Annotated in this window: 12 protein-coding genes and 1 pseudogene; 7 read left to right on the top strand and 6 right to left on the bottom strand. The window is 70.3% G+C overall.

What is annotated here, in order from left to right; all coding sequences use genetic code 11:
- Nucleotides 1-5 precede the first annotated feature (5 nt).
- Complete coding sequence (locus tag ACZ68L_RS23765; RefSeq protein ID WP_469579906.1) at nt 6-944, top strand: sigma-70 family RNA polymerase sigma factor; 939 nt, start codon at nt 6-8, stop codon at nt 942-944.
- 358 nt (nt 945-1,302) lie between these two features.
- Here the strand turns inward: ACZ68L_RS23765 and ACZ68L_RS23760 are convergent.
- The 5 genes and pseudogenes from ACZ68L_RS23760 to ACZ68L_RS23740 all read right to left on the bottom strand — a co-directional run.
- Nucleotides 1,303-1,485 (bottom strand): annotated as a pseudogene (locus tag ACZ68L_RS23760) (IS5/IS1182 family transposase); the annotation flags it as partial.
- A gap of 337 nt (nt 1,486-1,822) precedes the next feature.
- A complete protein-coding gene (locus ACZ68L_RS23755) occupies nt 1,823-3,271 on the bottom strand; it encodes an amidase (RefSeq protein WP_469579904.1) in 1,449 nt (482 codons plus the stop codon).
- Between the two features lie 156 nt (nt 3,272-3,427).
- Nucleotides 3,428-4,003: a DUF4240 domain-containing protein gene (locus ACZ68L_RS23750; protein WP_469579903.1), complete on the bottom strand. Its 576-nt coding sequence runs from the start codon at nt 4,001-4,003 to the stop codon at nt 3,428-3,430.
- Nucleotides 3,996-5,150: a hypothetical protein gene (locus ACZ68L_RS23745; protein ID WP_469579901.1), complete on the bottom strand. Its 1,155-nt coding sequence runs from the start codon at nt 5,148-5,150 to the stop codon at nt 3,996-3,998. Before ACZ68L_RS23745 ends, ACZ68L_RS23750 begins: the two co-directional genes overlap by 8 nt.
- 158 nt (nt 5,151-5,308) lie before the next feature.
- Nucleotides 5,309-5,698 carry a hypothetical protein gene (locus ACZ68L_RS23740; protein WP_469579900.1) on the bottom strand — a complete coding sequence of 130 codons (390 nt, stop codon included), beginning with the start codon at nt 5,696-5,698 and terminating at the stop codon, nt 5,309-5,311.
- A 150-nt stretch (nt 5,699-5,848) separates the two neighbouring features.
- Here ACZ68L_RS23740 and ACZ68L_RS23735 point away from each other — a divergent pair, with 150 nt between their 5' ends.
- From ACZ68L_RS23735 to ACZ68L_RS23710, 6 genes are all read left to right on the top strand, one after another.
- The gene (locus ACZ68L_RS23735) at nt 5,849-6,655 is read left to right on the top strand and encodes an alpha/beta fold hydrolase (RefSeq protein ID WP_469579898.1); all 807 of its coding nucleotides are present in this window, start codon (nt 5,849-5,851) and stop codon (nt 6,653-6,655) included.
- A gap of 168 nt (nt 6,656-6,823) precedes the next feature.
- Nucleotides 6,824-7,915, top strand: coding sequence for a Rossmann-fold NAD(P)-binding domain-containing protein (locus tag ACZ68L_RS23730; RefSeq protein ID WP_469579896.1), 1,092 nt, complete (start codon nt 6,824-6,826; stop codon nt 7,913-7,915).
- A 181-nt stretch (nt 7,916-8,096) separates the two neighbouring features.
- A complete protein-coding gene (locus ACZ68L_RS23725) occupies nt 8,097-8,408 on the top strand; it encodes an ArsR/SmtB family transcription factor (protein ID WP_351073365.1) in 312 nt (103 codons plus the stop codon).
- Between the two features lie 75 nt (nt 8,409-8,483).
- Complete coding sequence (locus tag ACZ68L_RS23720; protein WP_469579894.1) at nt 8,484-9,692, top strand: MFS transporter; 1,209 nt, start codon at nt 8,484-8,486, stop codon at nt 9,690-9,692.
- Between the two features lie 92 nt (nt 9,693-9,784).
- A complete protein-coding gene (locus tag ACZ68L_RS23715) occupies nt 9,785-10,384 on the top strand; it encodes a DinB family protein (RefSeq protein WP_469579892.1) in 600 nt (199 codons plus the stop codon).
- Between the two features lie 570 nt (nt 10,385-10,954).
- Nucleotides 10,955-11,812, top strand: a complete 858-nt coding sequence (locus tag ACZ68L_RS23710; RefSeq protein ID WP_469579891.1) for a hypothetical protein — start codon at nt 10,955-10,957, stop codon at nt 11,810-11,812.
- 259 nt (nt 11,813-12,071) lie between these two features.
- Here the strand turns inward: ACZ68L_RS23710 and cpt are convergent, their stop codons facing one another.
- Nucleotides 12,072-12,593, bottom strand: a complete 522-nt coding sequence (gene cpt / locus ACZ68L_RS23705; protein WP_469580059.1) for a chloramphenicol phosphotransferase CPT — start codon at nt 12,591-12,593, stop codon at nt 12,072-12,074.
- Nucleotides 12,594-12,672: the final 79 nt, after the last annotated feature.

Here is a 12,672-nt window from a genome sequence, read left to right as displayed (position 1 = left end):
TCCGCATGGACAGCGCAGCCATCGATCGGTTCGAGGCCAGCCGGGGCCGGCTGGCCTCGCTCGCGTACCGTCTGCTCGGCTCGGCCGCCGACGCCGAGGACGCCGTGCAGGACACGTTCCTGCGCTGGCAGGCCGCAGACCGCGAACGGGTCGAGGTGCCGGAAGCGTGGCTGACCAAGGTCGTCACCAATCTCTGTCTCGACCGGCTCCGCTCGGCGCAGGCGCGCCACGAGCGAGCGGCCGGTGCCTGGCTGCCCGAGCCGCTCCTCGAGGGCGACCCGATGCTCGGCCCGGCCGACACCTTCGAGCAGCGCGAATCGGTGTCCTTGGCCGTACTGACCCTCTTGGAACGCCTCTCGCCGGTCGAGCGGGCCGTCTACGTCCTGCGTGAGGCCTTCTCGTACAGCCACGCCGAGATCGCCGGGATCCTCGACATCACCGAGTCCGCGAGCCAGCAGCATGTCCACCGGGCCCGGATACGGGTAGCCGCCGAGCGCCGCCGCGGCGGCGAGGCCGACCTCGCGTCCGCGCGCCGGGTCGTCGAGGAGTTCCTCGCCGCCGCCAAGTCGGGGCGCACCGAACGGCTGGTGGCGCTGCTCACCGACGACGTGACGGCGCTCTCGGACGGCGCCGGACTGGGCAAGCGGCTGCTGCGGTACAAGACGCGCGAGCGGGTCGCCTCCTACGTGCGGGCCGGCTTCAAGCCCACGCCGGCGAAGCGGCGGCTGGCCGGCGGCTCGCCGGCGATCCATATCGCGCTGGTCAACGGCTCTCCGGCCGTCCTCGCCGTGGTCGACGACCGGGTCGTGGGCGCCGTGGCGTTCGAAGTCAGCGACGGCAAGGTCGCGTCCCTGCGCGGCATCGCCGCCGCGGGCCGGCTCGCGCGCCTCAACGATGCCTGGCGGCAGCACGAACCCGACGCGCCGGTCATCAACGCATGGTGACCGGAGCCACCGGAAAAACAGGCGATACCGAACTCGGCGCCGATCCTGACAAGTTGAGGGACCATTCCCGCCATTTCGCACCAGGGTTCGAGCCCGGCTCGGTTGGCTGCTTCACGGTCCGCGGCTTCTTCCGCCTGGCGCCGCGCAAGGCGTTCGGCTTCCGCGCGGTCGGCGTCGTCCTTCGCACTCGGCCCAGCGGCACGTACTCGCCACTGTCCGGAACGGCCGCCAGCGTGGTGACCACGTTGGTCACCAGGTTCGGGACATCCGCCTCGCAGGACTCAGTCAGTGGACCTTGTATCCGTCCCACGCGGTGTCCCGTTTGACGCTGCCTCGTGCGTCGGTGCCATAGAGGGTGACCGGAGGGCGGTCTGGCAGGGCGGCCCCGGGAAGCGAACAGATCCGCGAACTCCTCGCCGCGGAACATCGGCCCCAGCGCGTCCCGGCCCCGGATCGCCAGACTCCCTTTCGGGAACGCAACCCGCGCAACCCGCACCGTCTCCACCGGGATCCCGCCCGGCCCACTCGGCCGCATCGACACCCGCACCACGCCCATACGACAACGTCGGCCTTCAAGACCACAACCAGGTCTTGAAGGCCGACGTCACGCGCGGGACCGAATTGACCAACAGCGTCCCGGGGGTGGCGCGGGCCCCGGTGTGAGGGGCAGCAGCCCAGGTTGTCCTGTCACAGACCGCAGACCGCACCTTCCCTGTCGACGGGCCTGGCGGCAGCCCCGCGACCCGCGACGGGGGTTGACCGACCGACCCGGCCTGCCCGCAGGCACCCTCGGCCAGGGAAGCGCTCCGCACACGACGAGAACGCGGCGGCCAGGTCGCCCGCCGCTACGCCACAGGCCGGCAGCCCGGTGGCGGCTCTCAGAATCCCGGCGGACGGCGGAACCCGCCGATCACCTCCGCTAGGCACCGCACGAACTGGACCGCGGTGCGGTCGTGCAGGTAGGGCGCGATCACCTGGATGCCGACCGGAAGCCCGTCCCGGGTCGCCCCGACAGGTGCCACCGCCGCGGGCAGATGGTTGACCGCCGACGGCGCCATCCACGTGAGCATCTCGCGATACGGCCGGTCGGCGCCGTCGACCCGCAGGGTCCGGACCGACCACCCGGGATCGGGTCGGTGGTCGTGGGGGAAGGCAGCCGTGGGGCTCACCGGGCAGAGGAGCACGTCGACGTCGCGGAAGAACTCGGCCCAGCGGCGGCGGGAGTGTTGCCGACGTTCGTCGAGGTCGTGCCAGTCACGGAAGCGGAGCGTCAGGTCCGACGCGAACCCGCCGGCGGCCCCTTCCGCCACGGCGAGCTCCACGAGCCCGGCATACGACTCGTCCGGCTCGACCAGCCCGCTCTGTGCCATCAGCAACGGCTGGTAGAGGGCCATCGTCTCTTCGAGCCCGACCGGCCCCTTGCCCTCGACCACGACGGCGCCCTCGGCCCGCACCGCCTCCAGCGTGGCCTGCATGATCGCGGCCAGCTCACTGTCGACGGGGCAGAACGGGTCGTCGACCCATGCCGCGACTCGAAAGTCCCGCAGGGTGCTCGACCTGGCGGCGGGCAGCTCCAGCCGCCATCCCGGGGCGCGGTCGTGGTCCGCTCCTGCGAGGACGTCGAGACCCAGGTCGAGGTCGTCGGCGTGCCTGCCGAGCGGGCCGAGTACCGCCATGTCGAAATCCGCCAGCGTCCCAGGAGCATGTCCCGAGACGCTCCCGTACCTCGGCACGATCCCGAACGACGGGCGCAGCCCGTAGATGCCGCAGAAGTGGGCAGGCACCCGGATCGAGCCTGCCGTGTCGCCGCCGAGTTCCAGGCCGGTCAGCCCCGCGGCGACTGCCGCGGCGGACCCGCCGGACGAACCGCCGGGTCCGCGGGTCGGGTCCCACGGATTGTTCGTGGTCCCGTAGACCTCGTTGTAGGTCTGCCAGTCCCGGGCGTCGGGCGGCATGTTGGACTTGCCGAAGACGACCGCTCCCGCGTTCTTGAGCCGCGCGACCGACTCGGCGTCGCTCGTCGAGACATGCTCTCCCCAGCGGGCCGAACCCCCGGTGGTCCGCATGCCCGCAACCTCGAGACTGTCCTTGATCGTCACGGGGACGCCGTGCAGGCGGCCGAGCGGCTCGCCACGGGAGACCGCGCGGTCGGCCGCCAGTGCTGCGGCTCTCGCACCCTCCTCGTCCCGGGCGACGATGGCGTTCACCTTCGGATCGAGCCGCTCCACCCGGGCGAGGTAGTGGTCGAGCAACTCGATGCTCGACACCTCTTTCGCCGCGACTGCGGCAGCGAGCTGGCCTGCGGAGCGAAATGCTAGATCGGTCATGCAATCTCCAGGAAAGGCTAGACCCGCGGCGATCACATCGCTGTGGCCGACGCAAAATCCCAGTTCAGGGCGGGTCTAAGCCGACCTTAGCGGTCGTGGGGGACCATGTCGGGGTGTGGTTTTGCTCACTTTCACCCGCGAACAAAGCCAGTGGACTCAGCCGGTGAGTGGAAACATTCGACTGAGGCGCGGCAGCCGACGTGACGCCTCATCCGCGTTGCGTATGTCCCACGCCTCGCCGCTCGGTTCGGGGTTGCACGGGTTGTCCAGTCCCTCGGCCTCCAGGGCCGTCTCAAGGCCTTCCTCTTCGCCCGTCAACGTGTCGAAGGCCTCAGCCGCGACGTAGTCCAACGACTCCCACTCGGGCCACTCGTCGTCCGACCATGTCTCCATGGACCGCCCGGCCAGCCGGCGCAGCTCCGGGACGTCCGCCAGTGAATCCGGGTCGGCCGCGGCCCTCCCGAGCACCTCTCGGCCGAGGCCGAGCACCCAGAACTGGAAGTACCAGAAACTGTCGTCGGAGCACCATCCGCCGTGAATCTGCTCGGCGGCGGCCCACATCTCCCACGTGTCGATCCGCCCTCGCACCCGGTGCAGGCAGGACTGGAACTGCACTATCTCCGGCAGTGGCCGCTGCATGAGTTGCTCACGCAGTGCCTCCAGCCGCTGGTCCGGGTTGCTGGTCTGCTGCTGAGAGCCCTCAATCAGGGCCCAGAAGGAGTCCTCATCCATGGACCGCACTATGGCAGTCGGGTCGGACACTCCTCTGCCGCTCGGGCAGGGCCACCGACGTCCCGTTGATTCTCGCGATCCGTTCCCGCCACGGGATGGGGTCCGGCTCCGGCGCGGGGGTGCCGTGTTGGGTCGCTTGCGCTGCGGACCGGCGGCACGGCGCGCATTCCGTCTCGTCGGCCAGTGGGCGGAAGAGGTGTTTGCCGCCCGGCCCCTCGCACTCCAACAGCTCGCGTACGGGCCGGGGCTCGTACGGCGGGGGTGGGGTCCGGGGCTCGGGGAGCTTTTGGATGAGGCGGTAGCGGAGGAAGCCGACCGCTGAGCGCACGCCGTTCTCCGGGCGTTCGGCGAGTAAGGCCTGGCGCAGGTCGGACTCGCTCAGGCCGCGCTCCAGCCACTTGACCGCCTCCACGGCCAGCGCACTGGCTTCCCTTACGCCGAGGTGAAGTTCGCGGCGGTAGTGGCGCAGGGAGAGCAGGATCCGTTCCGCGCGGGCCAGTTGGAGGGAGTCGGCCGGATCCGCCGTCGGCTCGGGTGCCGGGGCCGGAGCCGGGGCGGGGCCGCGAGCCGGAGGCGAGTCCGGGGCCGGTGTCTGGGCCAAATCCGGTGTCGGCTCCGGGGCCAGGGCCGGGGCCGGTGTCGGTGTCGGTGTCGGTGCCGGTGTCGGTGCCGGTTCCGACGTCGGCTCGGCTTCGGAGGGTGGGTGGGTTGTGGTCTTATCACTGTGGTCTTCTACCAGTTGATAGCCACCGGCCGGCCGGGCAGTCGGTTCGCCGACCGTCGGGAACTGCTTACTCGGTGGCGGGGCGACCGTGGGCGGGGCCCCTCGCAGGTGTCCCGCCTGCTCACCCGTCAGTGGGTTGTTCGCGACCAACTGCTCGGTGAGCCAGCGGCCTCCGCCGCCCTGGCTCCGCCACTCGTGCACGTATCCGTGCGCGACGAGCTGTTCCTTCGCCTTCTGGTACGCGCGGCCCTTGATGCCCAGCTTCTGGGCGAGTTCGCTCAACGGCTTGTACGTGGGGTCCTCGGGCAGGCCCTGGACGTACAGGAGCAGGATCTTCGCGTCACTGCTCAGACGCGGATGGCGGACGACATCGTGCGATGCCTTCGTATAGCGCGCGGACGGCGCGATAGCATGACGCAACATTTCCGGTGGCTCTCTCCACTGGTGGTGTAGGCCCTCGGAATGGTGTTGGCGCACCGCCGGGGGCCGCCCTATGTGCGCGCGGGCACACGGAGCGTGATGTTTTCGTCACCGTACCGCATTGTCTTCATCTCTGGCCACGCGAACGGGACTTCGCTCCATCAGGCGAGCCAGATCGAGCCGTGCCGGTGGTTTGCCGGTGGTACGTCCACCGTCTCCGCCGCTTCGCGCGCGAGTTCGCCGGTGGGGTTGTTCACCAGGCGTCGGATGGTCTGGGTCTGTGCGCGGAGGCTTTGGCGGGCCACGCGTTCCGCCAGGGCGGAGGCCCGTGAGACCCCGCGGTCGCGGTTGTGCCGGGGGAAGCAGTAGACGTCCACCCGGCGGCGCACCCTTTGCGGCCGGGGCCTGCGCCCCTCCCCTGCCGCTTCGGTGAGGCTTCGGGCGCTGTACCGGAGAGCGTCCAGGACCGCGGAGTGCCAAGGGCCGCTCACACGGTCGTCATGGCTCTTCCTGGTCAGCGAAGGGGGAAGGTGATGTGCGGTACGTGCCACGAGGCTCCGTCGGTAGCGACCAGCGGGGATGGATCAGCTCCTGGCGGGCTACGAGAAGGGCATCCGCCGGGGCCGGCGGTCGGTGTCGGCAGCGCGGAATGTCGGCGGACTCCCGGCGCGAGACCGGCCGCCACGTACAGACTCGTGCGCATGGCTGAGCTTCTCGCAACATCCGATGACGGTCGACCGATTACCGCTCTCGACGACGGACGCGGGGCGAACATACTGGTGGTCCACCCGGGCGGCGGGACCGCCGCGACCTGGGACGGCGTCACCCGACAACTGATCGCCGACTACCGCGTCGTCAGGATTCACCGACGGATCTACGCTCCCGGGGCGGACATCGCGCTGCCCCATTCGATGGCCGTCGAGGCAGCCGACATCGTCGCCGTCGCGGATCTCCTCAAGCCCCCGGCGCTCCTCGTGGGGCATTCCTCGGGCGCCGTCGCCGCGATGGAAGCCGCGTTGCTCGCGCCGTCGGCATTCGCCGGGCTGTTGCTCTACGAACCTCCTATGCCCACACGCGAGTTGGTCGCGGGGGCGGCGGGAGTCCGTGCCCGTGCCGCACTCGACGCGGGCGATCCGGTCGAGGCGATGCGGATCCATATGCGCGACATCGTCCGCATGCCCGCCGACGCGGTCGACGCGATGCTCGCCGACCAGCGGGTGCGGGCCGCCCTCTCCGTCCACGCGGAGGCGCTGATCGCCGACGACGAGGCGATCGACGCGCTCGGGGTCGGTACCGATCGCTTCGCCACGCTCGAAATGCCGACGACCCTGGTCGAGGGAGACCTCAGCCCCGCCCACTTGCGTGAGCGCCTGGCCGACCTGGCGGCAACCCTGCCGAACGCGCGGATCGTCACGCTCACCGGCCAGGGGCACGTCGCCCACCTCACCGCTCCCGACGCGCTGGCCGACGTGGTCCGGGACGCGGCGGAGCAGGTTCTCCGCACCTGAAGCCTTCGGGACCTGAAGCCTTCGGGACTTGTAGCTTTCGGGGCGTCGCCGCCGCTTTCCGGCTCCGGGAAGCGGTGCCGGAAAGCGGCTCCGGGCCTGCCTCCGGCGCCCCGGACGTTCCGTGTCGCGGTGGTGCGGTGCGGGTGCTTTCCTCGGAAGGAGGGGGAAGTGGAGGTGCCTGCGGTGTTGCGGTTGTGGATGCGCCACGAATCGCGACCGTCCGAGCGGCGCGCACCGATCGTGCCCGAGGACGCGCGGACGCTCACCGGTGCCGGTGTCGAGCTGATGGTGGAGGCCTCACCGCAGCGGGTGTTCCCCGTGGAGGAGTACGCGGCCGTCGGGTGCCGAATCGTTCCTCGGGGCAGCTGGGGGGACGCGCCGGAGGAGGACTGCGTCGTCGGGCTCAAGGAGCTCGACGCGGAGCCGTGGGCGCTGCGTCACCGGCACGTCTTCTTCGGGCACGCCTTCAAGGGCCAGTCGGACGGACGGGTGCTGCTGGAGCGGTTCATGGCGGGCGGCGGGGAGTTGCTGGACCTGGAGTACCTGGTGGACGGGCGGGGGCGTCGCCTCGCCGCGTTCGGGTACTGGGCGGGTTACGCCGGGGCCGCCCTGGCAGTGCTCCACCGGGCCGGCCTGCTGACCGTGCCGGTGGGGCCGCTGGCCTGGCGCGATCTCGATGCCCGGTTGCGGGCCTGCCGGCAGCCCGCCGTCGGCACGGGCGAGGCCGGGAACGCGCTGGTGACCGGGGCGTGGGGCCGGTGCGGATGCGGGGCCCGTGACGCGCTGGCGGCGGCGAGGATCGCCACGACCGCCTGGGGGCCTGCCGAGACCGCGTCCCTGCGACACGAGCGGCTGCTGGCCCACGACATCCTGGTCAACGCGATCGGCACCAACCGGCCCATGCGGCTGCCGTTGCTCACCCCGGCGGATCTCACCGCGCCGGGACGGCGGCTGTCGCTGCTGTGCGACGTCACCTGTGACTTCGGCTCCCCCTACAACGCCGTACCGGTCTACGACCGACTCACCGACTGGGACCGGCCGGTACTGCGCATGCGTGGCGCCGGACGCCCACTCGACGTGATCGCCATCGACAATCTGCCCTCGCTGCTGCCCTTCGAAGCAAGCCGTGCCTTCTCGTCGGCGCTGGCCCCCCACCTGCTCGCCCTTGCCTCGGGGCACGGCGACGGGCGGGCTTGGCAGCGCAGCTTGCGCGCCTTCCACCGGGCCGTCGACGCCCACGCCTGCCGCCCGTCGGCCTGAGCACGATGCCCGACGCTCCCCATGCCATGCCCTGCCCTGCCATGCCCGCCGCCCCTGCCTCCCGTCGGCTCTCAGGATCCGCACCACAGGGCTCCGCTCCGGCGACTTGACTTGCTCCTACATATCGCGAAAGCTAGATGCATCCCCTTCAGGGACACAGAGAGCACGGAGAGGCAGACCGGTGGACCCCCTGGCCGTACACAAGGCGCTCGCCAATCCCGCACGCCTGCAGTTCATGCAGTGGCTGCGGGAGCCGGAGAAGTACTTCGACGAGGACTCCTACCGGCAGCAGGGGCTCGGCTTCCACATCGGCGTATGCGTGGGCGACATCCAGAAGCGTGCCGGGCTGGCGCAGTCCGTGGTGTCCGGATACCTGCAGACCCTGAAGGACGCGGGGCTGCTCACCTCGGAACGCATCGGCAAGTGGACGTACTACCGGCGCAACGAGCCGGTGATCGCGGAGTTCGCCGCGCACGTCCGCGACGAGCTGTAGACCCGACGAAATCCCCTGTGCGCGCCGCCTCGGGGCGCAACATATCTACTTTTTTAGATTTGACGAAAGGTTGCGATGAAAAAGGCCTCCCTCACCGTCCTGGTGCTCGCCCTGGGCGTGTTCGGGATCATCACCACAGAGATGGGCATGGTCGGCGTGCTCCCCCAGGTCTCGGCGGAGCTCGGCGTCGCGCCGTCCACCGCCGGCTGGCTCGTCGGAGTGTTTGCCCTGGTCATCGCCGTATCCGGGCCGTTCACCACGCTGCTCGCCTCCGGCATCGACCGCAAGAAGGTGCTCGCGGCCGCGATCGCCGTGTTCGCCGTGTCCAACGCCGTCTACGCGCTCACCACGCAGTACGAGGTGATGCTCGTCTTCCGGATCGTTCCCGCGCTCTTCCATCCGGTGTTCTTCGCGGTCGCGCTCGTGACCGCCGCACGACTGGTGCCCGCCGAGGACACCACCCGGGCCACGACCACCGTGTTCGGCGGCGTCACCGTCGGCTTCGCCTTCGGGGTGCCGCTGACCTCGTACCTCGCCGAGCATGTGTCCCTGGCGTCGGCGTTCTGGTTCGGCGCGCTCGTCAATCTGCTCGCCTTCCTCGGCATCCTGCTGTTCGTGCCGCCGATGCCGGTCGGTCAACGGGTGTCCTACGGCGCTCAGTTGAAGGTTCTGAAGCGGTTGCGGCTGTGGCTGACCATCGCATCCGTCGTCCTCGTCTTCGCGGCGATGTTCTCGGTCTACGGCTACTTCGCCGAGTACCTGGGCCAGGTCACGCACATGGACGGCACTTGGGTCAGTGCCATGCTGATGGCATTCGGCGTGGTGATGGTCCTCGGCAACTTCGCCTTCGGTGGGCTGTTGCGGCGCGATCTCATACGTACCGTGGTCGGCTACCCGGTTCTGTGCCTGCTCGTCTACGTGCTCCTGTACGCGGTGGGCCCACTGTTCACACCGATGATTGTGGCCGTACTGGTCTGGGGGGCCGTGCACTCGGGCGGACTCATCGTGAGCCAGAGCTGGCTGGGGCGGGACGCCGTCGACGCGCCCGAGTTCGGCAACAGCCTCTTCATCTCGTTCTCGAACCTCGGCATCACGATCGGAACAGCGGTCGGGGGGTGGGTCATGTCCGCGTACGGCACCCGTCAACTCGCCTGGGTGGGGGCGGGATTCGCCATCGCAGCCCTGTTGGTCATGGTTCTGCGGCTGAGCCTGGACCGCGCCGGGATGCGGCAGACACCGTCGGTCACCCCTGGCGGACGGATACGCGGAGAGGTGCGGACCTGACACCCGCAGTACCCGTCTCGTCTTCGCTCCGGGGCCGTCCGGGAGACGCCGTAGTGTTTGCGGCCAGGAACCGTCCGGAGGGGGAACGTTTCATGGGAACGACAAGCACGAACGACGCACAGGCCGGGGAACGCGAGGATCTTCTCGCGATCGTCGCCGATCAGCGCACCAACTTTCTCTATACCGTCGCGGACATCAGCGACCAGCAGGCCGGCCTCCCCACCACTGTCAGCGAGCTGACGCTCGGCGGCCTGGTCAAGCATCTCGGCGATGTGCAGCGGACGTGGCTTGCCGTGGTCGACGGTACGGCGCCGGGCGAGATGGGCTGGGCCGACCTCGACCCCGACGGCAATCGGATGACCGACGGCGAGACCCTGGCCGGGCTGCTCGACGCCTTTCACGCGGCGGCGGCGGACTTCGATCGCACCGTGCGGCAGGAGCCCGATCTCGGCCGTCTCGTGACACTCCCCCGGTACCCCTGGTCACCGCCGGAGCCGATCACATGGACCGTGCGGCACGTGCTGTTGCATGTCTTCCGGGAGATCGCGCACCACTGCGGGCACGCGGACATCATCCGCGAGGCGCTGGATGGTGCCAGCACCACGGCCCGGATGGCCGAGGCCGCCTCGCGCGGCGCCGAAGCGGAAAGCGGAAACGCGGAAAGCGGCGTCGGCAGCGACAACGGCAGCTGAGGGCCGGGGCCGGCCCGGTGGTTCACTTCGGTTACGGAACCCGTGCCCGACCTGGATCCGACCTGGCGTGGACCTCGCCCCGGTGGTGGGTCCGCCTGGATACGCCTCCGCCCCGGATACGCCTCCGCCCCGGACCTGCGCGGTACGCGGTCCGGGGCGGTGTGCGTCCCCGGTGTCACCGGGGACGAGCTGCCGTCGGCCGCGAACCGGCACTGCTCGGAGAACTCGGCCGGTGGCCCGCAGCAGTGGCGCCCCCGCCGCGAAAACCCCACGTCCTGCCGTCTTCTGGCGCACCGCGTTCCGCCACTCCCCTCGTGCCGCCCTACGTTGCGATGGCGTGGGCCGTGCCGGTCCGGCAGGGCACTCCACCGGTGAAGCGCATGCGGCCAAACGAGTGTCTCGGGGTCGGTCTCGGGGCGCGCGGCAGGAGTAATCAGGAGACTGGCGGTCAGTACTGAAAGTGGCTCCTGGCCGTTCGCGCCGAAGGGGCGATTTCCGGCCACAACACAACGCCCCTTACGCTGCACCATATCGGTCACCAACGGTCGGCCGGGAGAGAAGGGCGACACCATGACCTCAGAGACCAACACCCTGGGCACCATCGATGCCACAACTGCCGTGCTGGAGGCGGAACTTCCCCGCCTGGAGCAGCACCAGCAGACCCTGGAGAAGGAACTCGCGACTGTCACCGAGCGGCTGGAGTCGGTGCGGACCGCGCTGACGGCACTGCGTTCGCTGGCCGCCTCCCCCGTTCCCGCGAGCGCGGAGGCGCGTGACGTCAAGACGGAGAACGTCAAGACGGAGGACGCGGGCGTCAAGGCCGAAGCCGAGAGCGTTGTCGCGGCCAAGGTTCCGCAGACCCCGCAGATCCCGCAGCAGGCTCAGGATTCCATCGACTCCGCCGTCCGGGCAGAGGCTCCGCAGGAGCCGGCAGCGGCTGCCCCCGCACGCGGCACCGCCCGGAAGGCGTCCGCGCCCAAGGGCCGCAAGCAGGCTGCCGCCGCCAAGCCGAAGAGCGAGCGCGGCCAGGCCAAGAAAGCCGTCGCGACCAAGGCCGCCAAGTCCGCGCAGCCCGCGAAGACCACGAAGTCCGCCGAGCCCGCTGCCGAGAAGGCCGCCGACCCGAAGGGCAAGAAGGCCGCCGCGGCACCCGCCAAGGCCACCAAGTCCGCGAAGGCCGCGGCCCCGAAGAAGGCGGCGCCCGCCGCACCGGCGGTCGACGACAGTGGCAACCTCACCGAGATGGCCATCAAGGTGCTGTCCACGTTCGGCGACACCCCGGTTCGTGCCCGTGACGTCACCAAGGCCCTGGGGCGTGAGCTGACCCCCAACAGCATCAACACCGTGCGCAGCACCCTCGACCGGCTCGTCGCCACCTCTCGCGCCCACCGCGCCGGCCGGGGCCTCTACCAGGCCCCCGCCAACTGAGGTTCCCCCTGGGGAACAGCAGGGGCCGTGCGTCCCCGCTCCTGTTGCGACCTCCGGGCCGCAACAGGAGCGGGGACGAGGTCGCCGGTCAGCCGGAACTCGGCGACGTGCGGTGCAGTCATCGGTGACGTGTGGTGCGGCCGTCGGCGCCGCGTGCGTTGTGCGTGCTGCGCGCGCTGCGCGCGCTACATGTGTGGTGCGTGTCGTGCGTGTCGTGGCCGGAAACAACCATGGCCGGGACGGGGTGTGAACGAACGGGTCACTCGACTCGGTCGACGATGATCCGCGCGCACTCCATGGACTCGCTCCGCGTCGTGTCCACCTCCAGGTCGTAGAACACTCCCCGGTGGACCACGTCCGCCTGCGACGCCGCCATGCCCGTGACCCGGTCGCCGCGCGCGACCTCGCGGGCCGCGGCGACCTCGCTGTCGCACCGTACGCCGACCCACAACACCCCTACGCCGTCGAGCGCCTTCTGCCAACGCCGCTGGGACTCCGCTCCGCCGAGGAAGACCTCGTCGACGATGACTCCGGCTCCGGCACGGGCCATCGCGGCGACCCCCTCGATCCACGCCGTCTCCAACGTACGGAACTCGGGGCCGACGATCACCTCACCGTCCGGTGCGAACGCGATGCCCGCGTCCGATGCCCGCATGGACGCGGGCATCGCGTCGACGAGTGTGTCGACGCCGAAGGCCAGCCAGGGCTCCGGCAGGACCGCCTGCAGACACCGGGCGATCCCGGACTTCCCCGAGCTGGAGCCACCGTTGAGCACGATCATCCGGGTCATCACGGCGCCACTCTATGACCGTGCCCGCTGACCGTGCAGGGTCTCCCCCGCAATGCGTGCGACCGGGTGC

It is taken from the genome of Streptomyces sp. NPDC104309 (genome assembly GCF_055584025.1).
The sequence above is the reverse complement of the archived record's forward strand: the minus strand, read 5'-3'. Positions and strand labels throughout refer to the sequence as shown.

Coding starts and splice junctions, on each gene's coding strand:
- ACZ68L_RS23765 (WP_469579906.1), top strand. CDS start 6: ATGGACAGCGCAGCCATCGATCGGTTCGAGGCCAGCCGGGGCCGGCTG.
- ACZ68L_RS23755 (WP_469579904.1), bottom strand. CDS start 3,271: ATGACCGATCTAGCATTTCGCTCCGCAGGCCAGCTCGCTGCCGCAGTC.
- ACZ68L_RS23750 (WP_469579903.1), bottom strand. CDS start 4,003: ATGGATGAGGACTCCTTCTGGGCCCTGATTGAGGGCTCTCAGCAGCAG.
- ACZ68L_RS23745 (WP_469579901.1), bottom strand. CDS start 5,150: ATGTTGCGTCATGCTATCGCGCCGTCCGCGCGCTATACGAAGGCATCG.
- ACZ68L_RS23735 (WP_469579898.1), top strand. CDS start 5,849: ATGGCTGAGCTTCTCGCAACATCCGATGACGGTCGACCGATTACCGCT.
- ACZ68L_RS23720 (WP_469579894.1), top strand. CDS start 8,484: ATGAAAAAGGCCTCCCTCACCGTCCTGGTGCTCGCCCTGGGCGTGTTC.
- ACZ68L_RS23715 (WP_469579892.1), top strand. CDS start 9,785: ATGGGAACGACAAGCACGAACGACGCACAGGCCGGGGAACGCGAGGAT.
- ACZ68L_RS23710 (WP_469579891.1), top strand. CDS start 10,955: ATGACCTCAGAGACCAACACCCTGGGCACCATCGATGCCACAACTGCC.
- cpt (WP_469580059.1), bottom strand. CDS start 12,593: ATGATCGTGCTCAACGGTGGCTCCAGCTCGGGGAAGTCCGGGATCGCC.